Genomic DNA, 24,019 nt, shown 5'->3' on the forward strand with positions numbered 1-24,019 from the left:
ATTTATTTATTTAATGTTAAGATTCGCGACTTCAATATAGATAATGACTATTAAAAACAATAAAAATACAAAAAAGGATACATATTATTATGAAAAAGACTTCACTAGTTGTTTTACTTTGTGCTGGCTTAAATTTGTTGGCCCAAGAAAGTGAGAATATAAAAGAAGTTGAACTTGGCGGAGTAGAGGTAACTGCGGAAGAAGAAAACGTAAAGAATAAAAAGATTAGTGAAGTAAAAAAGACAGCAAGTGAGCTTACCAAACAACAAGTAAGCGATACTAGAGATATGGTGCGCTATGACACTGGTGTAAGCGTAGTTGAGACTGGTCGCTTTGGCTCTAGCGGATATGCTATAAGAGGCGTTGACGAAAACCGTGTGGCTATCAGTATCGATGGACTTAATCAAGCTGAAACACTTTCATCACAGGGTTTTAAGGATCTCTTTGAAGGATATGGAAATTTCAACAACACAAGAAATGGCGTAGAGATAGAAAACATCCAGCAAGTAAATATTACAAAAGGAGCAGATAGTATAAAAACGGGCTCAGGTGCACTTGGTGGCTCTGTAATGTTTGAAACAAAAGACGCCAGAGACTATCTTACAGAAAAAGACTGGTTCTACGGCTTTAAAGCACAAAAATCATCAGCCAACGATGAAAAACTATTTTCTCATACGATGGCCGCACGAGCAAAATGGTTTGACATACTCTTTATCACTACAAAAAGAGATGGTCATGAGATGAAAAACTGGGGTTACAACACATACGATGATAGCGTGCTTGGCAAAGAGAGAGAAAAACCAGATCCTTATACCATAAATACAGATAGCAGGCTATTTAAATTTGGTGTAAATTTTAATGAAACGAACCGCTTTAGCGTAGGAATCGATAGAAGCACAAAAGAGACAGTAGGTACTGACTGGTCGTATAAATTTGCTCTTTATACTGGCGGTATGTTAAATAACGTACGTTACAGCACCGATGTAAGGCACGTAAATGATCAAAACAAACGTGAAAATATCTTTTATACATATGAAAACTACGATGAAAACCCACTTTGGGATAGCATGAAACTAACCTACTCAAAACAAAAGATTCAGCTAAAAGCAAGGACTGATGAGTACTGTGATAAAAACGACTGTCAAGGTCTACTAAATCCATCAGGATTAAAGTTAAACAACGAAGGTAAACTGGTGGATAAATATGGTGGAGAGTTGCAAATGAGACAAGTAGAAAAAGAAGCCTGGCCTGGAGCTGGTTTTACTATTCCTAAAGATATTGTATTTGACAGTCATGGAAACGAAGTAGATGAAATATTCTATGGAAGGTCAAATCGTGGAGTAGATAAACTTCTTGTTGATTGTAACCAATATGACTGCTCTAAGCCTTTAACACTTTTCAATAAGACAACCAAACGATATGAAACCTACAATCTAACTCCGCAAAACATGCCAGATGGCAATGGAAAATATGCGGAGCTTACTCCAAAAACTAGTTGGGAGGAACTATTTTTGCCAAGTAGTCCAGGATATCTTGAAAATAACTGGAAAGATAGGGATCTAAATACCGATACAAAACAGCTAAATTTAGATGCGACAAAGGAATTTAGCCTATTTAAAATGGATCATACTTTAAAATACGGTGGACTTTATAACCAAACAGATAAAAGTATGGTAAATAGGCAAGGCTATGAGGCACACAATAAGGAATGGTGGGCGAAATATTTCTTTGGCATGGCAAACAAAGGCACAGGCTTGCTACCAAATTTTCAACCAGACAAGTGCATGCCTCACGGTGGAAATGATTACAGTACACTTTGCAGACATGAAGATAATAAATTTAGCTTTTTAATACCTGTTAATACTAAGACAAAGGCATTTTATCTGGGTGATGATATATCTTTAACTGAAATTTTAAGCGTAGATGCAAATTATAGGTTTGACAAAATAACACACAATCCAAACTACATACCAGGTAAGACACCAAAGCTACCAACTGATCTTTTTGCTGGTGTTTTTATACCTTTTACTATACCGCCTGGCTCTAGTGCAGAAGAAGTAAAAAGGATAAAAACTAAAAATGCTGAAGAAAATGCACGTTATCTAGCAAGCCAAAAGAGGGATTTTACACATCATTCGTATTCACTTTCAACAAATTTTGACCCATTTGAGCATATAAGACTTCAGGCAAAATATGCAAATGGCTTTAGAGCTCCAACATCTGATGAAATTTATTTTACTTTTCAGCATCCTGATTTTACGATATTTCCAAATTTAGCCCTTCAGCCTGAGATCGCAAAAACAAAAGAATTTGCCGTAACTCTTCATAACTCACCTAGCTTTTTTACGATAAATCTCTTTCAAACAGACTATAAAAATTTCATCGATCTAAAGTATATCGGTCGTGGCACGCTAACATACGGAAATGCTGGTAGTAGAATGCCAGTAGAAAAATACCAAAACGTAAATAGAGCAAAGGCTCGCGTAAGAGGTGTTGAACTGAGTGCAAATCTAGACCTAGAGCAAGTTTATAGTGGGCTAAGTGGCTTTAATGTCGGCTATAAATACCTATACCAAAAAGGTAGAATGTCAGTAGATGAAAGTGGCAAGCTAGACGCTCCAATGAATGCCATTCAGCCAGCAAAATTTGTCTATAACGTCGGATATCACACCAAAAATAATAAATTTGGAGCAAATCTATATATGACACACGTAAAAGCAAAACGTCCAGAAGATACTTACAATATCTATGCCAAAGACGATCCGGATGCAAAAAATACGTATGTTAGATATGTCAGTAATACATACAGTCTATTTGATTTTGTAGCATTTTACAGACCGATGAAAAATTTCACATTTACGGCAGGTGTGTATAACATCACAGATAAAAAATACACAAGCTGGGATAGTGCAAGAAGTATAAGGACTTTTGGCACAAATAATATGGTAAATAAAGAAACTGGCAGGGGCCTTGCTAGATTTTACTCACCTGGCAGAAATTTCAAGCTAACATTTGAAATGACGTTTTAATAATTTTATAGCTACCGCAATTTTAGACTTTTGCGGTAGCTTTGTATAGATAAAATTTCACTGTTTTGATGCACTTTTTAAAAAATTTGGGTATAATCCACTTTCTTTTAAACAACACTTAAATCACAATTAGACGATTCGAAAGGAAATTTATGAGCGCCGCAAAAGACTCTTTTTCTCAGATAGAAGAGCTTTTCGCTGAAAATGCAAAAGGCTTTTTGACATACGAAAAATTAGTAAAATTATTAGACAAAGCTCCGACTGCTACGATAGTAAAAAAGATAGAACAACTAGCAAAAACAAATAAAGTCCAGCTCATCACATCTGCTGAGGCTGCAAAGCTTAGAAATTTAGCTGATGCTAAAAAACGTCAAGAAAATGCTCAAAAAAGTGATCAAGATATCGACGAGGATCTCGATCTTTCTGGCGAGAGCGACCTTTTGGAGTGGTCAAGATCAGATAGTCCTGTCAGGATGTATCTAAGAGAGATGGGTCAGATCGCGCTTCTTACAAAAGATGAAGAGGTAGAGATCAGCAAAAGGATCGAACTTGGCGAAGATATCATTATCGACGCATTTTGTTCTGTACCATTTTTGATCGATTTCATACTTGACTATAAAGAGCCACTCATCAACAGAGAACGCCGTGTAAAAGAGCTTTTTAAGAGCTTTGAGGACGAGAGTGAAAACGAAGAAAATGAAGATAGCGAAGACGATGTAGACGAGGAAGATGAAGAGAACGAAGAGAACGAAACTCCTAAAAAATCAGCTAAAAACGATAAACGTGCTGAAAAGGTCATAGAGAGCTTTAAAGCCCTTGAAAAAGCTAAAAAAGAGTGGCTAAAGACTGCAAACAAACAAGATAAAGTTGAGAGCGACGATACAGCTTCAAAGATGACTCTTGCATTTAAAAAGAAAATTTTAAAAGAGAAGCTAATGGATCTTGGCCCAACAAGCAAGTTAATTAGCGAGATCGTAAAATCAATGGAAACAGCACTAAAAAGCGACGACGAATTTGACAGAGAGCTAAAACGCTTGGAGTATCGCTTGCCAATGTTTAGTGACGAGCTTAAGAAAAATCATAAAAGCATACTAAAAGATATCATCAAGCTTAGCAAAGAAGAGATCGCAGCTCGTGTGCCAGAAGCTACAATGGTTTCAACTTACGTCGAGATCAAAAAATTATTTACTACAAAAGAGGCGAGCAAGCAAGGCTTTGATCTTGAGCCAACAAGGCTAAAAGAAATTTTAGAGCAGATCAAACGTGGAAAGAAAATTTCTGATGAGGCAAAAGCTAGAATGGCTAAGTCAAATCTCCGTCTAGTTGTAAGTATTGCGAAACGCTATACAAATAGGGGCTTGCCATTTTTGGATCTCATCCAAGAGGGCAACATCGGCCTTATGAAGGCGGTTGATAAATTTGAATACAGAAAAGGTTATAAATTTTCAACCTACGCCACATGGTGGATCCGCCAGGCTATTTCGCGTGCGATCGCCGATCAAGCAAGGACGATTAGGATACCTATCCACATGATAGAGACGATAAATCGTATCAACAAAATAAACCGCAAATACCTCCAAGAAGAGGGAAAAGAGCCTGATGTGAGCGTTATCGCAAAAGAGGTTGGACTAAGTGTTGATAAGGTAAAACAAGTCATCAAGATCACAAAAGAGCCTATCAGCCTCGAAGCTCCGATCGCAAACGAAGAGGATGGAAAATTTGGAGATTTTGTCGAGGATAAAAGCTCACTTTCTCCGATAGAGCAAATTTTAAAAAGTGACCTTAGAGAGCAGATCGACGATGTGCTTTCACAGCTAAATGAGCGCGAAAAAGCAGTTATTTCGATGAGATTTGGCTTGCTTGAGGATGAGAGCGACCGCACACTTGAAGAGATCGGTAAGGCTCTAAATGTCACTCGCGAGCGTGTTCGCCAGATAGAAAGCTCAGCTATCAAAAAACTAAAACACCCAAAAGTTGGTAGAAAACTCAAAAACTACATTGAGGGCTAAAGTCTTAATCTAGCTCGAATTTCACACAAATTTGAGCTAGAAGCCAAAATCAAAATTTTATACTCACATTAAAGCAAATATCTCCCACATAAATTTTAGTTGCAAAAGCAACAAAGCTAAAATCTACAAAGCTAGTTGACTTTTAAAGCATATTGTTGCAGTAAATTTTAGTTTCCTATTCACTAGTGAGGATGGATTATCATCTCATAATCACATTACACTCACTAATGAAAATAAAATTTGCAGGATCATTAAAAATTTTAGAGCAAAAATAGGCACAAAATGAGTTTAAATTTTAACCCCTCTAAATGCTTCCTTTGCGGCTTTTACATCAGCCTCATCTGGGTGCGTTTTGGCTCGCTCCCATCGCTCTAGCCGCTCAGGCGTTAGAGCAAATCTCGGATCATCGGGCATAGCTTTACCAAGTTTTTTTAGTTGCTCTATTACTTCAGGAGCAATCGCACCTTGACAGATAAACGTGCGCAAAATTTTATTGCCATTTTGCATAAATAGCTCTTTGCCTTGATCTATCGCCTGCGTGGCATGCGCACTTGGCACATCAGCACCAAGGGTTATAAAAAAGCCTACTTTTTTATTTTTTACACTTTGAGAGATAAATTTTTTAAATTCCTTCTCCGGTGAGCCCTGATCTATATAGTATCCAAGCGCGATAAAGTCAAACTCGCTCAAATTTATCTCGCCCGCATTGGCAAAATTTATCGCCTCACAGCTAAGCTCACCAGCAATAGCCTCTGCTATCTTTTTTGTATTTCCACTTTTTGATGTATATATCACAATACTTTTCATAAAAACTCCTTCTTAGAAATTTCCATCACTGCATTTGCGATAGAATTTCCCCAAAATACGCCATCTTTTGTAAAATTTAAAGAGTCGTTTTCGATTTTTAGATATCCACTTTCCTCACATTTTTTAAAAAGATCCATAATCTCATTAGCACACGTCTGGCTCACAAATTTAAAAACACGCTCAAGGCTTATTTGCGGATACTGAAAAAGATTTACAAATCTATCAAACTCCATCTGCCTAGCAGTCATGCGACCCATAACTTTCATCTTTTGACTCATGTTATATATACCAAACTCCCCTAGCCTGCCACCAGCGCCTTTTCCAAGAGGCAAGACATCAGCACCCATGTGAGATAGTCTTATATATTTATATTGGTCCCTAGCCTTTTTGGCCACCTTTGTATACTCTAAAATTTCATAGTCACCTTGACTTAAAATTTCGTCTAAAAATGCGTGGTGCAAGCTCTTATCGACTTCTACGTCATAGTAATCCTTGCTTATAGTCTTGCTAAGCACTGAGCCATCTAAAAACTGAAGCGAATAAAAACTCGCACTATCAATGCCGAGCTCACGCACTAGCTTAGCATCTCTTACTACCTCATCTATGCTTTCATTAGGATAGTTATATATAATATCAACACAAAGCATTCCACTAAATTTCTCACGCAGATCACGTAGATGTTTTACGGCTCCATCTGAACTATGTGTGCGATTTAGCAGCTTTCTGCCAGCCTCACTAAATGTTTGCACGCCGATACTATACCTATTTACACCAAGTTCGTTTAAAAGGCGAAGCTTGCTTATATTTAGATTATGAAGCGTACTTTCTAGGCTAAATTCACACTCAGGTAGGATATTAAAACTGCCCTTAAGTGCGTTTATCACCTGCTCTAAGTGTCTCTCTTTTAATATCGTTGGGGTGCCGCCACCAAAATAGACACTACCTATTTTCTTGCTTTTTAAGTAGTTCGTGGCAGAGTATTTTTCTATCTCGCTTAGTAAAAATTTTGTATATTCATCAAGCTCGTCTTCAAGCTTTGTCCTATTCATCGAGCAAAACGAGCATATATTGTCACAAAATGGCACATGGATATAGATGACTCCTTCATTTTCATCTGGCGCACTCTCTAAAAATTCCCATAACTCATCTTCACTCACCATATCTGGTCTTTTTGAAGGAGCTACACTATGTCCTTTTATACGTTTGTTAAACATTTATACTCACTTATTAAGCATGTTAAATAGCTCATTTGCGGCCTCATTTATGCGAGGCGTACCGCGCAAGACAAGACTTGATGGGACGTTTAAAATTTTAGAGTTCTTGGCCGCACTAGTTGCTTTTAGCACTGGATTTTGCGATAAAAAATCACTGCCATCTTTCATGCCTACTACTATTATGAAGTCTGGATTTTGCGCTAGGATAAATTCATTTTGAACGATCGGCATCGCTCCAGCTAGGCCACCTGCTACATTTTTCATACCCAATTTAGTAAACATATCCCCAGGCAAGCTAGCATCGTTAAAAGCAACTAGTGGGGTAGCTGCGTAAACGCCTAAAATTTTCTTACCGCTTAAATTTGAGTTTTGAAATTTTAAAAAGTCCTGTTTTATCTTAGCCACAAGCTCGCCAGCACGCTCTTTTTTGCCTGTGATATCGCCCATTTTTTCTATATTTTTGCAAATATCGTCTACGCTATTTGCCTGCATCGTAAGTGTCTTTATACCAAATTTAGCAAGGTCGGCGTTTACACCATCAGAGTGAAAGCTAGTAACTACAAGATCAGGCTTTAGCTCGACTATACGCTCTAAATTTGGCTTTGTATAAGTGCCAACGCTCTTTAGCTTTTCCGTCTTATCCTCAGGCCAAATCTTACCAAACTCAAGAGTAGAAATAGCTGCGATCTGATCTTCAGCCTCTAACATATACATCATCTCAACCACTGCAGGATCGAGCACAACGATATTTTTAGCACTTAGGCTAACACCGCCAAAACCAAGTAAAAAAACAAAAACTAAAAATAATTTTTTCATGAAATCTCCTTTAAAATTATCATTTTGGTAAAACAAATGGCATATCATTTTTATATATGATATCTGCCTTAAGACCGTAAATTTCATCTAAAATTTCTGGATTATAAAGCTCTCTGACGCTGCCTTTATGAGCTATCACACCACCTTTTAGCATTAAAATTTCATCGCATATCAGTGAGGCTAAATTTAGATCATGAAGCACAGCTATGGTGACTAAATTTAGCTCACGAGTAGGATGCGAGCAAAGCTTTAACACCTCTATAGCGTGACTTAGGTCAAGGGCTGATGTAGGTTCATCTAGCAGCAAAACTTTAGGCTCGCTAACTATTGCACGAGCAAGCAAAGCTCTAGCAAATTCGCCACCACTTAGTGAGTTTGCCACTCGGTCTTTAAATTTAGCCAGCCCAAAAGTCTGCAAAGCCTCATCAACTAGGGCAATGTCGTGAGAGCTATAACCACTAAAAGAGCTTTTTAGATGAGCATATCTACCCATCAAAACAAGCTCAAAAACGCTTAATGGCATCGTAAGTGCGCTTTTTTGAGGTACAAAACTAGTCGTTCTCGCAAGCTCCTTTGTGCTGTAGCTTTGTACATCTTTTTCTAAAATTTTGACACTTCCAGCGCTTGGAGAAAGCAAATTTAAGATACATTTTAAAAGTGTTGATTTGCCACATCCATTAGAGCCCAAAAGACCTATAAATTTTCCACTTTTAGCAGTAAAGCTTATATTTTTTAGCACACTTGTTTGCGCATATGAAAAGCTTAAGTTTGACACTTCTACGCTCAATGCACACTCCTTTTTAGATAAAGTGCTAAAAATAGAAAAAATGGCGCTCCAAAAAACGCACTAATAACGCCAACTGGCACTTCAACCGGACTTAAAACACTCTTTCCCACCACGTCACAAGCTAGCAAAAACGCTCCTCCTCCAAGAGTAGAAAGCGGCAGCAAAATAGCGTTGTTTGAAGTATTTAAAAGCATTCTAAAAGAGTGTGGAATGATAAGCCCAACAAAGCCTATCATACCGGTAAATGCGACTGAAAAAGCGACCGTGAGCGAAGCTATAACAAGTAGACGCTTTTTAAGCGCATCGACATCTATACCAAGACTTTTTGCCTCGTCTTCCCCGCTTAAAAGTATCGTTAACTCAAAGCGTTTTAGATAAAAATACATCATGCAAAAGATAAGCGGAACAGCGATGATACCGACCTTTTGCCATGAAGCAGAACCTAAATAACCCATCATCCATGCCACTATCTTAAAACTATCCTCGCCGATAAGATATGTTGCAAAACTCGTAAATGCTCCTAGAAATGATGAAAAAGCGATACCAATTATAAGAAGTGTAGCAATAGAGCGACTACGGTTGTAAACTCCAAAAATAGCAAGGGTAAGCAAGCTAGAAGACAAAAAAGCAAAGATACCATAATAAATTTCAGATAAGCCAAGAAGATATGCCACTACTGCTCCAAATGTCGCAGATGCGGCTATGCCGATGATATATGGATCTGCAAGCGGATTTAAAAAGACGCTTTGCGTTACAACACCCGAGCTAGCCAAAAGCATGCCTATAATCAGAGCCATTACAAGCCTTGGTAGCCTAATGTCAAACAAGATGGTCTCTTTCATCTCGTCTATTTTGTTATTAAATATAAAATTTAAAATCTCACTCATACTTATATCAGAACCGCCTATACTAAGCGAGATAAAAGAGAGCAAAACAATGAGCAAAATAAGCAAAACGGCAAGCTTAGTACTACCCTGCATAAATTTCCTTTTAATACAAATGGCTAAAAACAACAAAAAAGCATAAAAATAAGCAGAAAATATAATTTTAAATAAAAGATATAAATTTTCTAAAATATTATTTTTAACTCGTAATTTTAAAAAAATAAGCTTAATTTTCGCTTTAAAAATATTAATGATAATTTTAATCAATTTTAAGATTTTCTTTAGTATGATTTTGCGATTTTCAATTTTATTTTTATAAGGAGAACAGTTTTGAAACAAAGAGCATTAAACCACATGAATAAGGATCATTTGGATATAGTGATCGAGTTTTGTAAGAAATTTAGCGGCGTAGCTGAGCCTACAAATGTCAAAATGACCGATATAAACGAAGATGGCATGGAAATAACATGTGATCAGGCAAAAACATTTGTACCATTTTTAAGCAAAGCAGGCGGAGATGGTTTTAGAGAGTCGATCATCGAGCTTTATATGAGCATCAAGGGCGATACAAACAGCTCTAGTGTGCAAGGCGGGATGATGAAATTTATAAATAGCTTTAAGACTGTTGTGATCTCAAGCATTCTTGACGGACAAGCGGTTTCGTCGTATTCACCTTTCATAAAAGAAAACGATGAGTTTTATATCTGCATATCATCAGTAGCAGATCACTACCACTCAATAAAACAAAACCCGGATAAAATTTCACTCCTTTTTATTCAGGATGAAAAAGATGCAAAAAGTCTATTTGCTCGTGTAAGAGTAAGCTTTGAAGCAAAAGCTGAATTCATAAGCGACAGTGTAAGAGATGAATTTATATCAAAATTTGAGAGTGCCTTTGCAAATGAATCAGCACTTGCATTTATTAAAGAGATGAAAGACTTCTATATAGTAAAACTCACCCCAACAAAAGGTAGATATGTAAAAGGCTTTGGCGCAGCATATGACACAGTAGGACTCCAAGTTGTCGATAGTGGCAGAGTAAACAACCCTCACACTAAAAAATAATCACTTTTGTAAGGCCGTTTGGTCTTACAAATTTATACCTCTTAAAATTTATTTTTTACCTTACTATAAAAATTTAAATGATATAAATAGTAACATTTTTGCTTTTTATCATAAAAATGGCTTAGGTTTGCCTGAACTTGAGCAAATCTAGCATCAAAATCCTTAATATACTTATATACAATCTAAACCATAAATTTATGTCATCCAAACAAGATAGGATCATTATAAAAAATTTATTAGAAACTAAAAAAGAATTTACCGGCGCAAGACCGGTAAAAATTTATTCGGCTAGAAGTTTATCTAGTTTTGCAGCTAAGCTCGCAGTATCATGAGCTTTGGCTAAGCTCGCAGCATGAAGTTTTAAATTTGCTTGTAAATTTTCTTCTAAGCTCTTTGTGATGTCGCTGCTATCAAGGTTCTCTACACTATTAGCATTTGCCACGCTTCTTGCGGCTAGAGCATTTATACCTCTAAATACAGCATTTTGTGTTGATCCGATCTCTGAACGAAGCGAATTTATATTTTTTAAAATTTCATCTGCATTTGAACCGTCATCTTTTACATTTAGAAGCGCATTTGTACCTAAATTTATATTTTTTGTACTCTCACCTGCGAAAAATCCAAGCTCAGCATCAAATACGTTTTTGCCGTTAAATTTAGCTTCTTTTACACTATCACTCATAGCACTTCTTAGTGCATTGATTTCGCCCTTTATGCCTTTTTGTTCATTTGCTGAGAGAGTAGGATTTGTAAGCTTACTTGAAAGCTCGCCTATTCTATCCGTACTTTTACTTAAATTTAAAAGCGTTGAATCAGCGATTTGAAGCATACCGATCATGTCGTTTGCATTTGCCAAACCTTCGTTCAAGACATTTGTTTGTGATAGCAAACTCTCTGCGATTTGCAAATTTGCACCTGAAGCTTTGATCTCGCTGTTTGCAGAGATAGCATTTAGCGCTTTCTTCTCGCTATTTTTTGCTTGATCTAAATAATAGTTTCCTGAAGCCTGGTTTGCAGTATAAGTTCCTAACTTCATAACAACTCCTTTTTAATAATTCGCTATGGATTCTACTATAAATTCTATAAAAAGTTGCAAAATCTCTATAAAATCCATTTTTCTTTACTCTTCTAGCCTCACTGCGACTGATTTTTTATGAGCGGTTAGCCCCTCAGCTTCAGCTAGCTGCATGCACGATTTGCCAAGATGCATGATACCTTTTCTACTTACTGAAATGATCGAACTTCGCTTCATGAAATTTTCAACTCCAAGCGGTGAATAAAATCTCGCACTTCCTCCAGTTGGCAATGTGTGATTTGGTCCAGCGATATAATCCCCCATCGCTTCAGGTGTAAAGTGTCCAAAAAATATAGCGCCCGCATGAGTCACATCATCAATATAACTTAAAGCATCGTTTGTAGCGATCTCTAGGTGCTCAACAGCAAGCTCATTCATGAGAGCAAAACACTCTTTTAAATCTTTTGCCACTATTATTGCGGCTTTATTTCTTATGCTTGCACTTGCGATTGGTTCACGTTTTAGTGTCTTTAGCTCATCTTCAATGTGTCTTTGCACCGCTCTTGCAAAAGCCTCTACCGGTGTTATCAAAAAGGCGCTTGCTATCTCGTCGTGCTCGGCTTGTGAGAGTAGATCGATCGCTATGTGGCGAGGATCAGCGCTATCATCAGCGATCACGCCTATCTCGCTTGGACCAGCTATCATATCGATATTTACGTCGCCATAAACTAGCTTTTTAGCAGTCGCTACGTAGATATTGCCAGGTCCTGTGATGACATCAACTTTTGGCACCGTTTCGGTTCCATATGCCATCGCTGCGATCGCACTTGCACCGCCTACTTTAAAGGCTGTCTTTATGCCACAAAGATGCATTGCCGCAAGAAGCAAAGGATTTACATTGCCATTTGGTGCAGGTGTACAAACCACAATCTCTTTTACGCCAGCCACGATAGCAGGCACAGCGTTCATAAGAAGTGAGCTAGGATATGCTGCCTTACCGCCAGGGATGTAAAGGCCGGCACGATCAACCGGAGTGTATTTTGCCCCAAGTAATATGTCGTGCTCATCTTTGTAGGTCCAGTCACTTGGCTTTGTGCGCTCATGATAGCTTTTTATCCTATCGTGAGCTAAATTTAAAGCTACTCTTAGGGCGTTATCTAGAGAGTTATAGGCCGCTTCCATCTCTTTTACGTCGATTATTATGTCGTTTTTGCCTGTGACGCTAAATTTATCAAATTTTGTTATCTGGGCAAAAAGTGCACTATCGCCATCTTTTCTTATCTCGTCTATTATGCCCGCAACCACTGGCATTACAGCGCTCATATCATTATCACTTCGTCTAACAAGCTGCGAAAATTTACTCTCAAAGTCAGCGTCGCTGCTGTGTAAAAACTTCATCTATTATCCTTTATTTTTAGTTTTCTCTCATATCTTTGCTTTTGTGTAATGTTACCTAAAATTCCGCCCTGGTGGATATATAAAATTTCATTACTAAGCTTATCTAAATTTGCAAAAAGAGTCATAAAGCCCACTGGGTCGTAGATAAGCTCAAACTCCACACCACTTTTGCACACTTCAAGCCAAATTTCATAAAGCTCTTTGTATAAATTTCCAAAATGATACTTCTTTGGCGGATTTAGAATTTGCACTTTGCTGTTTTTATCTAGCCCATAAATTTGCTTTTTTAGGTAGTCGCTATCCCCTACGCAAGGAGCTGTAAAGACCCTAAGATCGGTGTGTTTTGCCAGGTAGCATGCGCTTGTACCTGTGCCTGAGGGCAAGAAAATATCAGGCTTTATGCCACTTTTTTTACTCCACTCATTGATCTCACGTGCTTGCGTGATAAAGCCAAGCTCAGCCTCACTCTGCGCCACGCCCTCGTTTATAAAGAGCGCATTTTGACTCTTTGCTAGCTCTTTAGCAAATTTCTCGCGCTCCTCTTTCACAAAAATTTCCATGCCATTTTCAAGTGCAAATTTGAAATTTCCAACTGGATCTTGCTCTAAATTTGAGCTTAGATGAGAGATGACGTAGTAAAATTTAAGCCCTTTTAGTTTGGCAAAAAGACTTAGGCTATACATGGCATTTGACTGGCTTGAGCCATGAGATACGATGGCTTTGATGCCGCTAAGATCGGCCTTTAAAAAATACTCCAGTTTTCTTGCTTTGTTGCCGTTAAACTCGCCTAGCAGATCATCTCTTAAAAGCCAAAATTCTCGCCCTCTTAAGCGAATTTTATCAATCACCCTTAAACTCCAAAAATTTCTCTATCTCGTTGATAGCCTCTTTGTTTGAGAGTGAAAATTTGATCTCGATGCGCCTTGAAGCGTCCTTGTCCTCGACTCCGTCTTTAAAAACCAGCTCATTGTAGCTTCGTCCGCTTGCGACAAGTAGCTTTCTAAGGCGAGTATCACCACTAAATGAATTTATAAACTCCATCACTGCATAAGCTCTTTTTTGCGAAAGCTCTAAGTTATAAATATAGCTTCCGTCGCTATCTGTAAAGCCTTCGATTATGATTTGATCAATGTTTGACGCGATATCTTTATCATTTAAAAGCACGTCGAAATATTTACTAAGCGTGACCTTTAGCTCCTCTTTGACCCCTTCTTTTAAGACTGCACTGCCTTTATCAAAAAGCACTGAGGAGCTAAGCTTTAGCGCGCCTGAGTTTGGATCGATCTCGATGCTTGAGCCTAGCCTATCTTTTAGGGCTGAGATCACTTTTACTCTGATACCGGTTAAATTTTTAACTCTATCGCGAGTAACGTTTAGATCCCTTAAAAGCTCGTCATATCTAGCCTCTCTTTGGCTCACTTGCTCAAGCAAAAAGGCGATCTTGGCTAAATTTTTCTCACTGCTTTCATTTGCGTCACTAAGCGCTCTATCTTTTGATGAAATTTCATCATTTAGCACGATCATCTTTTGATTTAGATCAAAAATGCTAGCATTTAGCTCTTTTATGCTCGTATTTGCGTCCTTGTTTTCCTCTATGAGCTGGGCTAGTTTTTCTTTTAGAGCGTCTATTTGGATAACAAAAATTTCATTTGATTTTTTCAAATTTATATTTTCGTCGCTTATCTTTGAAAGCTCGCTTTTTAGGGCGTCGTTTAGCTCTTCAAGGGTAAAATTCTTACCCTGAGCGTCTTTTAAATTTGCTAAAGCTGCGATGATAGCTTGCTCTTTATTTTCAAGGGTGTTTTGAGTTAGGACGTATTTTACGACGACAGCACCGATAAGTAGCATAAAAACAAAGAGCAGACCAGCCATCAAGTCCGCGTACGAAACCCAAAAGCTCGATTGATCTTCGTTATTTTTGTCTATTTTCATTGCACTAGATTTTCGATCTTTTCTATTACAGAATTTGCTTCTTTATCGATCTCGTCTATATTCTTCTTAAGCTCAGCAATGAGGCTCTCGCGCTCTTTTTCACGCTCCAAGCTCCTGCCCTCTTGCTCGTAGGCTGCCTTAAATATCGTAGCACTCTCCACGAGCGAGGTTCTAAATGCCTTTAATGCTTCGTTTTGCTCTTTCATCAAAGAGAGAGAAAATTCTTTTAAAATGGCGTCAAAACTCTTGATAGTCTGCTCAAATTTAAGCTGGCTCTCTTTTGTGGCGTTTAAATTTCTGCTAAAAATTTCGCCAAGCTTTGCATGCTCGGTTAAAATTTTAACCTCCATATCTTTAAATGCATTAGAAAACGCTCCAACCGCCTTTAATATATCGGAGTGGATTTTTACAAATTCATCTTGTTTTAGTCCAGATTCATTTAGCATTTTTAAACTTACACTAAGCTCTGCCTTGCTTTGATTGATGATATTTTTCTCAACCTCGCAAAGCTCTTTTAGGCTGTTAAATTTCTCATTTGTCTGCTCGCTTAGCTCTTTTACAAATTTATCATCAAGCACCATTTTAAAGGCGTCGTGACTATCTTTAAAGTAGCCTACACTTGCTTTCATGAAATTTGCATTTAGCTCATTTTCCTGCCAGAAAAACTCACGGCTAAGCTCTTTTTGCTCGCTGTAAAATTTCTCAAATTTACTAATGCCGATTTTTTCAAAAAACATCCACCAAAGCGCTAAAAATATGCCATAAATTGATACATAAAACGCCGTAGCCACGCCATTTAGCAGTATGGCGATCTCTTTTTCTAGGCCGTTTGCGGTGCTTGAGCTAAAGCTTGGCATGGAGATAGCGATACTGATAAATGTGCCTAAAATTCCAAGCATAGGAAAGACTGCTTGACCGATGTTTGCTAGGTTGTCATTTCTAAAATTTCTTGTGTAGCTCTCAAAAAAATCTTCAAATTTAGCGTTTGCCTTTTTGACATTTGAAATTTCAAAGAGGTGAGCGATGATAAATTCTTTTAGCCTTATCTTGTAGTCTTTAGCATTTGCTAAGAAATTTGAGTAAGCTACCAAGGCGCTGTGGCGAGAAAAGATAAATGCCACAAAAAGTATAACGCCCATCATCACGATGGTGTGAAGCTTCATCTGAAAATTTATAACGCCAAGATACGCTAGCATCGCCAAGATGTAGATAGCTAAAGGGATAAAGATAACTTTAAAAAAGACAAAGAAAGAGTGAGCTTGGCGCTCTTTTGGCACGCTTAGCTCACTAAAATCATTTTGATTTTGCATAGGATTAGTTCCTATTTAGGCAGTTTAAGTCGCTAAAAGCAGTCTGAAGACGCTTAACCATGCTCTCCTCACCACTTCTTAGCCATTTCCTTGGGTCGTAGTATTTTTTATTTGGCTTATCATCGCCTTCTGGGTTGCCGATCTGACCTTGCAAGTATGCTCTATTTTTAGCCTCATACTCGCGCACACCGTCCCAGAAAGCCCACTGAGTATCGGTGTCAATATTCATCTTGATAACACCGTAACTTACAGCATCTTTGATGTCTTTTAGCTCACTACCGCTACCGCCGTGAAATACAAAATTTACTGGCTTGTCACTTTTTGTATTAAATTTCTTTGCCACATAGGCTTGTGAGTTTTTAAGAATTTCTGGTCTTAGTACGACATTGCCTGGTTTATAGACGCCGTGAACGTTGCCAAAACTAGCTGCGATGCTAAATTTATCGCTTATCTTACTTAGTCTTTCATAAGCAAGCGCGACATCTTCTGGCTGAGTGTAAAGAAGCGCATTATCAACACTTGTGTTATCTACGCCGTCTTCTTCGCCGCCGGTTACGCCTAGCTCGATCTCTAGGCTAATGCCAAGCTCGCTAAGCTCTTTTAGATATTTCTCACACGTGCTTAAATTTTCGTTGATATTCTCTTCGCTAAGATCAAGCATGTGAGAGCTAAAAAGCGGCACGCCGTGAGTTTTTTTATATTCATGACTTGCTTTTACTAGCTCATCTATCCAAGGCAAAAGCTTTCTAGCAGCGTGGTCAGTGTGTAAAATGACTGGCACGCCGTAAGCCTTGGCAAGCAGATGAACATGCTTTGCTCCAGCGATCGCACCAAGAACGGCTGCGTTTTCGCAGGCTTTACCAGCGTAAAAACCTGCACCGCCATTACTAAACTGAACGATAACAGGCGAGTTAGCAACCTTTGCTGCTTCTAAAACAGCATTTACCGAGTCGCTGCCTACGACATTTACAGCAGGTATTGCAAAACCTTGCTCTTTGGCATAAGCATAAAGTTTTGTTACATCATCTCCGCTTAAAACACCAGGTTTTACGATATCTAAAACGCCCATTTTATCCTCCAAATTTTACTTATATTCTATCTTTGCTTTTTGGCGTAGAGCTTCACTTTTTTGTCTAACAGCAGCTTGGAATTTCTCCATTTTAACAGCTTGCTCGATCTCCGCTTTTGCTTGCTCAAAGCTTACAGTGCCAGCAGCTTTGCCATCTTCTTTTAAGATAACATGGTATCCAAACTGAGTTTTAACTGGTTTAGTTGAAACTGTGCCATTAGCCATTGAAAATGCTGCGTCTGCAAAAGGTTTTACCATTTGGCTTTGACCAAACCAGCCAAGCGCGCCACCATGTGCTGCTGAGCCTTTGTCGATTGATTTTTGGCTTGCTAGCTCTGCAAATTTCTTTGTTAGCGCCTCACCTTTTAAATTTTTAAGTTGAGCGATGATGTCGTTTGCTGTTTTTTCATCTTCAACTAGGATATGCCTTGCTTTTGCTTGAGCTGGCTCGTTCATACTTGCTTTGTTTTTATTGTAAAAATCTTTTAGTTCGTTATCACTTACTTTTATGCCGTCAAAAAGCTTTCTCATATAAAGCTCAACCGCGATGCCTTCTTGTGCTGCTTTTACAGCTTTGATGTACTCTACATCTTTTTCGATACCGCTTGATTTAGCATCTTTTAAAAGAAGTTTTCTATTTATTAGATCGTCGATTATACGTTTTTTCTCATTTGGTTGAAGCTTGCTAGCGTCAAATCCTGGCATAGCTGCTGATAAAAGGCTTGAAATATCGCTATCACTTATAGCATCACCATCAACTGTTGCAACTACTGCTGCATTTAGAGTAACAGCTGCTGCTAAACTTAAAACTGCTGGAAACAAAAATTTTTTCATATAAATCCTTTAAAAAATTGATTTTATGGGCAAGATTATATCAAATAAAGCGATAACTTTTCATTTAACTTAATAAAATAAGGTAAAATACGAAAATGAGAACAAAAAAAGATATTTTAGAGATAAAAAGAAGACTTTTAGAAGAGTTTAAAGACGCCAAAAGTGAGCTTAAATTTAGAAATTTATATGAGCTACTTGTCTGTGTCATGCTCTCAGCCCAGTGCACCGACAAAAGAGTAAATTTAATAACTCCGGCTTTATTTGAAGCGTATAAAGATGTCTATGAGCTAGCTAGCGCAAATTTAGCAAGCCTAAAACTAATGATAAACTCGTGCAGCTTTTTTAATAACAAGGCTGTAAATTTAATCAAAATGGCAAACAGCGTGGTTGAGCTTTATAACGGAGAAATTCCGCTTGATGAAGAGAAGCTAAAAGCGCTTGCTGGAGTTGGACAAAAGACCGCTCATGTCGTGCTTTTAGAAGCTACAAATGCAAATGTTATGGCTGTTGATACACACGTTTTTAGAGTGGCACACAGACTTGATCTTAGCCATGCAAAGACACCAGAAGCCACTGAAGCTGATCTTAGCCATGCCTTTAAAACAGATCTTGGCAAGCTTCATCAAGCCATGGTGCTCTTTGGACGTTACACCTGTAAAGCCAAAAAACCGCTTTGCCATGAGTGTATTTTAAATGATCTTTGCAACAGCAAGGACAAGATTATTTAATTTTCTCAAGCTTTGCTAGAAAATTTTTAGCATCTATAAAGCCGATAGTTCTAAGAAATTTTAGCTCATCGCCACCATTAAATAACAAGAGTGCAGGCGGATCAATAAGCCCAAAATTTCTTAGCATTTCATCATTTTGTGATCCACCATTTGTTACATCGATACGAATAAGTGCAAAATTTGCCAAAGCATCTATAACACTACTATCTTTAAAAGTGATCTTTTCTATCTCTTTGCAGCTTACACACCAATCAGCATAAAAATCTACTAAAACGGGTTTGGTTGAGTTTTTTATTACCTCATTTAGTTCATCTAAATTTTTAACGGGATTAAATTTTAACGCACTATCACTTTTTGCCAAATTTAATCCAGAAAGTGGAGAAAAAGCCTCCTTTGAGCCCAAAAATGAACCAACTATTAGCATAACTGAATATATAAAAACCAAGATAAAAAACGCTTTTTTAAACTTAGCCCAGCTTTGCCCTGCTACTTCAAATGCCCCAAAATAAACCGCCATAAAAACGCCTATAATGCCATATCCTAATAGCTCAAAAAATTCTCCAAGCATACGTGCAAGGATCCAAACTGCCATGATGAGCATCAAAAAACCAAAGAATTTTTTCACTTCATCCATCCAACTACCAGGTTTTGGCAAAAGCTTTCCAGAGCTTAGCCCAATAATAAGTAGCGGCACGCCCATACCAAGCCCCATGACAAAAAGCATAATGCCACCATAAAAGATATTTCCACTTTGAGCGATATAAAGAAGCGCACCAGCTAATGGTGCTGCTACGCAAGGTGATACGATGAGAGCTGAGGCAAAGCCCATAATAAAAATTCCAACATAGCCTGAGCTATTTTGCGATTTTTTACTTATCAAATTTTCAAATTTTGCTGGCAATTTTATATCATAAAATCCAAACATACTAAAGCTTAAAATGACAAAAATGGCTGCAAAAGCGCCAAGCACATAGATGTTTTGCAAAGCTCCTGCGATACCAAAGCCAAGTAGGCTAGCTGCCACTCCAGCTAGTGCGTAAGCCAGGCTCATCGCGACAACATAGATAAATGATAATAAAAAGCCTTTTTTTGCATTTAAATTAGCACCTTTTGAGACGATTATGCTTGAAAGTATCGGTATCATCGGAAAGACGCAAGGTGTTAGTGAAAGCAAGAGACCATAACCAAAAAAAGTAAGAAGCGAGATAAAGAAATTTTTATCTCCAAGCCCATTTGCGATATCTTGCTCGCTAGAAAATTCTTCAGCAAAGCTGTCGGTATCGCTTTTTTGCTCTTTTTTAAAAGTGGCGATGCCAAATTTCCCAGCTTGGTCAGTTATCTCATAAATTTTACTTTGCGGACGATAGCAAATGCCGTTTTTAGCACAGCCTTGATAGTTAATGTCAAGTATTGCTTTGCCATTTGAAAGATTTTCTTTTACTAAATTTAATGGGATAAAAATCGAAAAATCTTTTGGATAAATTTCATATTCTCCCGTATTTTCACTACTTGGCAAATTTAATAGCTCATTTATCTTTTTGCCAGCTAGTTTAATCTCAAAACTCTCTTTATAAAGATAGATATTTTCACCAAAGTTAAACTTCACTTCAACATTTTGACTATCAACACTTGGAGTTAAAACAAAGGCTTTACTAACATCTAAAACTTCGGCAAAAAGCGAGCCTGCAAATAAAATAAGCGAAAAAAGAAATTTTAAAAACATACTAATCCTTGCTAAATTAAAAAAGATGATTTTAGTCTAAATTCTTAAATTTATTCTATTTTATTGTAAAATCGTGAAAATATGTGAAATTTTAAAGGAGCAAAGATGTCAAAAGACAAAAAACACCAAAAAAGCGAGAAACTTGGCTATGAGGAAGAGCTTAGACTACTTCAAATTGAACTTTTAAAATTTCAAAATTACGTAAAAGAAAAAGGCCTTAGAGTACTTATGCTAATGGAAGGGCGCGACGCAGCTGGTAAAGGCGGAACAATAAAACGCCTAACTGAGCATCTAAATCCAAGAGGTTGCCGTATAGTGGCGCTTGCTAAGCCAAGTGATGTCGAAAAAACACAGTGGTATTTTCAAAGATATGTGACTCATCTACCAAGTGCTGGAGAGATCGTGATCTTTGATAGAAGCTGGTACAATAGAGCTGGTGTTGAGCCAGTGATGGGCTTTTGCACGCAAGCAGAGCATAAGGAATTTTTACGTGAAGTGCCAAAATTTGAAGAGATGATCATAAACTCTGGCATAATTTTCTTTAAAATTTATCTTTCAATCACAAAAGATGAGCAGAAAAAACGCTTCAAAGAGAGGCAGAATGATCCGCTAAAACAGTTTAAAATTTCACCCGTTGATCAAAAAGCACAAGAACTTTGGGATCAGTACTCTATCGCTAAATATTCTATGCTTCTTGCCTCTCACAATAGCATCTCACCATGGGTCATCGTCTCAAGCGATAATAAAAAAGAAGCTAGGCTAAATGTCTTTAAATTTATCCTAAGTCACGTTGAATATCCAAAAAAGATAAATGACTACTTGGAATTTGACAAAAACGTCGTAAGAGACGGAAGTGAAGAGATAAAACGTATAGAAGAAGGGCTGAATAAAGATAAGTTAAAGAGTATCGATTAAAGAATTTTTAACTTCTAGCTGGCGATTTACTTAAATTTGCTAGCTAAATTTTTAAGCCCACCACATTACTTTTGCTAAAATGACCATTATCAGGCAAAGCACTAGAGCTATTAAATGTGAAAATTTACCAAATGGATCAGGCTTTTTTAAAATAACGACATTAAAAACAGAGATAAAAGTTACAAGGCACATTATGAGTAAAACAGAAATTTTTACAAGCAGTAGCTTTTGAAAGTTGCTTTGCCACCAGCCGAGCTCACCTCCAAAATAGTCTTTTGCCATATAAGCGCCACTTATTAAAAGCAATAAAAATGCTGTGCCAAAAACCTTTGCGCTGCCTTTTGTGTAGGCCTTTTTAACTATTTCAAGGGTTTTAGCATCAACCGTTTTTTTAGCAAACGGATATATGCAAACATCGAAAAATACGTATCCTATAAATACAATGGCACAAATTAAATGAGTAATCAGAAAAAATAAGTACATTTTTTTGCCTTTTTGTTTGGCATTATATAAATTTTAACTATTTAAACTGCTTATTTTGAATCAATCTTAAGAATTTATGAAGATAAATTTATAAAAGAGCAAGGCAAGCGCCCTGCTCTAGGAATTTTACTCGACTTCAGCGTCTATTACGTCGTCGTCTTTTTTGTTGTTTCCGCCGTTTGCTCCAGCATTTTCATCTTTTTTATACATAGCTTCTGCTAGTTTGTGGCTAGCTTTGCTTAGAGCTTCTACTTTAGCATCGATCTGCTCTTTTGAAGAATTTTCATCTTTTAAGACCTCTTTTAGATCATTTAACGCAGCTTCGATGTTACTTCTATCTTCAGCTGGGACCTTCTCGCCAAGCTCGCTCATGCTCTTTTCGGTTTGATGAACTAGTGCGTCAGCTTGGTTTCTAGCTTCAACTGCGTCTTTGCGCTTTTTGTCCTCTTCTTTGTGAAGCTCAGCATCTTTTACCATGTTGTTTATCTCTTCTTCGCTTAAGCCGCTTGATCCAGAGATAGTGATGTTTTGAGCTTTGCCAGTTGCTTTATCTTTTGCTGAAACGGTTAAAATTCCGTTTGCGTCGATGTCAAACTCAACTTCGATTTGAGGTACGCCTCTTGGAGCTGCTGGGATGCCTTCGAGGTTAAAATTTCCAAGTGATTTATTATCCCTTGCAAACTCACGCTCGCCTTGTAAAACCATGATAGTAACGGCACTTTGGTTATCTTCAGCAGTTGAGAAAACTTGGCTTTTCTTAGTTGGTATGGTTGTACCTTTTTCGATGATCTTTGTCATCACGCCGCCAAGTGTTTCGATACCAAGGCTAAGTGGAGTTACGTCAAGAAGTAGCACATCTTTTACGTCACCTTTTATAACCGCACCTTGGATAGCAGCACCGATGGCCACGACCTCATCTGGATTTACACTCTTATTTAGCTCTTTACCAAATGCTTTTTTGACCTCTTCTTGAACTAGTGGTACACGAGTTGAACCACCGACCATTACGACCTCTTTGATGTCGCTTTTATTTAAACCAGCGTCTTTTGTTACCTCGTTTATCTTAGTGATAGTCTCGCCCACAAGTGAGTCGATCATGCCCTCAAATTTAGCACGAGTTAGCTTTTTAACAAGGTGTTTTGGGCCAGTCGCATCAGCTGTGATAAATGGTAAATTTATCTCAGTCTCTTGAGCTGAGCTTAGCTCTTTTTTAGCATTTTCAGCAGCTTCTTTTAAGCGTTGGAGTGCCATGATATCGCCTTTTAAATCGATACCATTTTCGTTTTTAAACTCGCTTACTAGCCAGTCAATGATCTTGTTATCAAAGTCATCGCCACCCAAGAATGCGTTACCGCCAGTTGCCAAAACCTCAACGATATTATCACCAGTTTCTAGCACTGTAACGTCAAATGTACCACCACCTAGGTCGTAAACTAAAATTTTCTCAGCCTCTTTTTTATCAAGACCATACGCAAGTGCCGCAGCTGTTGGCTCGTTGATGATGCGAAGTACGTTAAGACCAGCGATCGTTCCAGCCTCTTTTGTAGCTTTTCTTTGACTATCGTTAAAGTACGCAGGCACTGTGATAACCGCATCTGTTACCTTCTCGCCAAGATATGCTTCAGCATCTTCTTTTAGCTTGATAAGAATTTTTGCCGAAATTTCTTGTGGAGTGTAAACCTTTCCAGCGATCTCAACAGCGCAAGCACCATTTCTATCTACGACATGGTATGGCAAGCGAGCCTTTGCCTCTTCAGCGTTTTTCTCACTACTCATTAGGCCCATGATACGTTTGATCGAGTAGATCGTTTTCTCAGGGTTCGTAACCGCTTGACGTTTTGCTACGTCACCTACTAGAATTTCACCCTTGTCTGTAAAAGCAACGACCGATGGAGTCGTGTTTTTACCCTCTTTGTTTGGGATCACCTTGCTCTCGCCACGTTCAAAAACGCTCACACAAGAGTTTGTTGTACCTAAGTCTATACCTATAACTTTTGACAT

General features: G+C 37.9%; 20 protein-coding genes. 5 read left to right on the forward strand and 15 right to left on the reverse strand.

Annotated features, from left to right (window positions below; all coding sequences use genetic code 11):
- Positions 1-89 precede the first annotated feature (89 nt).
- Positions 90-3,029, forward strand: a complete 2,940-nt coding sequence (locus CVS93_RS05750) for a TonB-dependent hemoglobin/transferrin/lactoferrin family receptor (RefSeq protein ID WP_107686921.1) — start codon at positions 90-92, stop codon at positions 3,027-3,029.
- Between the two features lie 152 nt (positions 3,030-3,181).
- Positions 3,182-5,038: an RNA polymerase sigma factor RpoD gene (gene rpoD / locus CVS93_RS05755; protein WP_107686922.1), complete on the forward strand. Its 1,857-nt coding sequence runs from the start codon at positions 3,182-3,184 to the stop codon at positions 5,036-5,038.
- Positions 5,039-5,326: 288 nt separating this feature from the next.
- Here the strand turns inward: rpoD and CVS93_RS05760 are convergent, their stop codons facing one another.
- The 5 genes from CVS93_RS05760 to CVS93_RS05780 are packed head-to-tail and all read right to left on the reverse strand — an operon-like array spanning position 5,327 to position 9,642.
- Positions 5,327-5,845 (reverse strand): flavodoxin family protein, encoded by a 519-nt coding sequence (locus CVS93_RS05760; RefSeq protein WP_107686923.1) that lies wholly within the window; start codon positions 5,843-5,845, stop codon positions 5,327-5,329.
- Positions 5,842-7,059 (reverse strand): radical SAM protein, encoded by a 1,218-nt coding sequence (locus CVS93_RS05765; protein WP_107686924.1) that lies wholly within the window; start codon positions 7,057-7,059, stop codon positions 5,842-5,844. The genes CVS93_RS05760 and CVS93_RS05765 overlap by 4 nt, the downstream gene beginning before the upstream one ends.
- 6 nt (positions 7,060-7,065) lie before the next feature.
- Positions 7,066-7,875, reverse strand: coding sequence for an ABC transporter substrate-binding protein (locus tag CVS93_RS05770; RefSeq protein ID WP_103600145.1), 810 nt, complete (start codon positions 7,873-7,875; stop codon positions 7,066-7,068).
- Positions 7,876-7,894: 19 nt separating this feature from the next.
- Positions 7,895-8,662, reverse strand: a complete 768-nt coding sequence (locus CVS93_RS05775; protein WP_107686925.1) for an ABC transporter ATP-binding protein — start codon at positions 8,660-8,662, stop codon at positions 7,895-7,897.
- A complete protein-coding gene (locus CVS93_RS05780) occupies positions 8,659-9,642 on the reverse strand; it encodes a FecCD family ABC transporter permease (protein WP_107687007.1) in 984 nt (327 codons plus the stop codon). The genes CVS93_RS05775 and CVS93_RS05780 overlap by 4 nt, the downstream gene beginning before the upstream one ends.
- A gap of 234 nt (positions 9,643-9,876) precedes the next feature.
- Here CVS93_RS05780 and CVS93_RS05785 point away from each other — a divergent pair, with 234 nt between their 5' ends.
- Positions 9,877-10,611, forward strand: a complete 735-nt coding sequence (locus tag CVS93_RS05785; RefSeq protein ID WP_199907237.1) for a HugZ family heme oxygenase — start codon at positions 9,877-9,879, stop codon at positions 10,609-10,611.
- Positions 10,612-10,891: 280 nt separating this feature from the next.
- Here CVS93_RS05785 and CVS93_RS05790 read toward each other — a convergent pair whose 3' ends face one another.
- The 7 genes from CVS93_RS05790 to CVS93_RS05820 all read right to left on the reverse strand — a co-directional run bounded on the left by CVS93_RS05790 (position 10,892) and on the right by CVS93_RS05820 (position 18,169).
- On the reverse strand, positions 10,892-11,647 hold the full coding sequence (locus CVS93_RS05790; RefSeq protein WP_199907238.1) for a flagellin: 756 nt from the start codon (positions 11,645-11,647) through the stop codon (positions 10,892-10,894).
- 84 nt (positions 11,648-11,731) lie between these two features.
- Complete coding sequence (gene hisD, locus CVS93_RS05795) at positions 11,732-13,024, reverse strand: histidinol dehydrogenase (protein WP_054196889.1); 1,293 nt, start codon at positions 13,022-13,024, stop codon at positions 11,732-11,734.
- The gene (locus CVS93_RS05800; protein WP_107686926.1) at positions 13,021-13,872 is read right to left on the reverse strand and encodes a pyridoxal-phosphate dependent enzyme; all 852 of its coding nucleotides are present in this window, start codon (positions 13,870-13,872) and stop codon (positions 13,021-13,023) included. The genes hisD and CVS93_RS05800 overlap by 4 nt, the downstream gene beginning before the upstream one ends.
- Positions 13,865-14,956, reverse strand: coding sequence for an OmpA family protein (locus CVS93_RS05805; protein WP_107686927.1), 1,092 nt, complete (start codon positions 14,954-14,956; stop codon positions 13,865-13,867). Before CVS93_RS05805 ends, CVS93_RS05800 begins: the two co-directional genes overlap by 8 nt.
- Entirely contained in the window at positions 14,953-16,266 is a 1,314-nt protein-coding gene (locus tag CVS93_RS05810) for a MotA/TolQ/ExbB proton channel family protein (RefSeq protein ID WP_107686928.1), read from the reverse strand. Before CVS93_RS05810 ends, CVS93_RS05805 begins: the two co-directional genes overlap by 4 nt.
- Positions 16,267-16,270: 4 nt before the next feature.
- A complete protein-coding gene (gene fbaA, locus CVS93_RS05815) occupies positions 16,271-17,335 on the reverse strand; it encodes a class II fructose-bisphosphate aldolase (protein ID WP_103589546.1) in 1,065 nt (354 codons plus the stop codon).
- Positions 17,336-17,350: 15 nt separating this feature from the next.
- Entirely contained in the window at positions 17,351-18,169 is an 819-nt protein-coding gene (locus tag CVS93_RS05820; protein WP_085658279.1) for a peptidylprolyl isomerase, read from the reverse strand.
- Between the two features lie 95 nt (positions 18,170-18,264).
- On the opposite strand from CVS93_RS05820, the gene nth reads away from it, so the two are divergent.
- Positions 18,265-18,897: an endonuclease III gene (nth, locus tag CVS93_RS05825; protein ID WP_021091542.1), complete on the forward strand. Its 633-nt coding sequence runs from the start codon at positions 18,265-18,267 to the stop codon at positions 18,895-18,897.
- On the opposite strand, the gene dsbD is transcribed toward nth, so the two are convergent.
- Positions 18,890-20,620, reverse strand: coding sequence for a protein-disulfide reductase DsbD (gene dsbD / locus CVS93_RS05830; protein ID WP_107686929.1), 1,731 nt, complete (start codon positions 20,618-20,620; stop codon positions 18,890-18,892). The two genes, nth and dsbD, sit on opposite strands and share 8 nt — an antisense overlap.
- A gap of 105 nt (positions 20,621-20,725) precedes the next feature.
- Between dsbD and ppk2 the strand changes: the two genes are divergently transcribed.
- Positions 20,726-21,535, forward strand: coding sequence for a polyphosphate kinase 2 (gene ppk2 / locus CVS93_RS05835; protein ID WP_087578978.1), 810 nt, complete (start codon positions 20,726-20,728; stop codon positions 21,533-21,535).
- Positions 21,536-21,586: 51 nt separating this feature from the next.
- On the opposite strand, the gene CVS93_RS05840 is transcribed toward ppk2, so the two are convergent.
- Both CVS93_RS05840 and dnaK read right to left on the reverse strand, forming a co-directional pair.
- On the reverse strand, positions 21,587-22,018 hold the full coding sequence (locus tag CVS93_RS05840) for a trehalose-6-phosphate synthase (protein ID WP_107686930.1): 432 nt from the start codon (positions 22,016-22,018) through the stop codon (positions 21,587-21,589).
- 126 nt (positions 22,019-22,144) lie between these two features.
- Complete coding sequence (gene dnaK / locus CVS93_RS05845; RefSeq protein WP_107686931.1) at positions 22,145-24,019, reverse strand: molecular chaperone DnaK; 1,875 nt, start codon at positions 24,017-24,019, stop codon at positions 22,145-22,147.

Source organism: Campylobacter concisus (genome assembly GCF_003048535.1).
In the GTDB taxonomy this organism is placed as follows: Bacteria; Campylobacterota; Campylobacteria; order Campylobacterales; family Campylobacteraceae; genus Campylobacter_A; species Campylobacter_A concisus_S.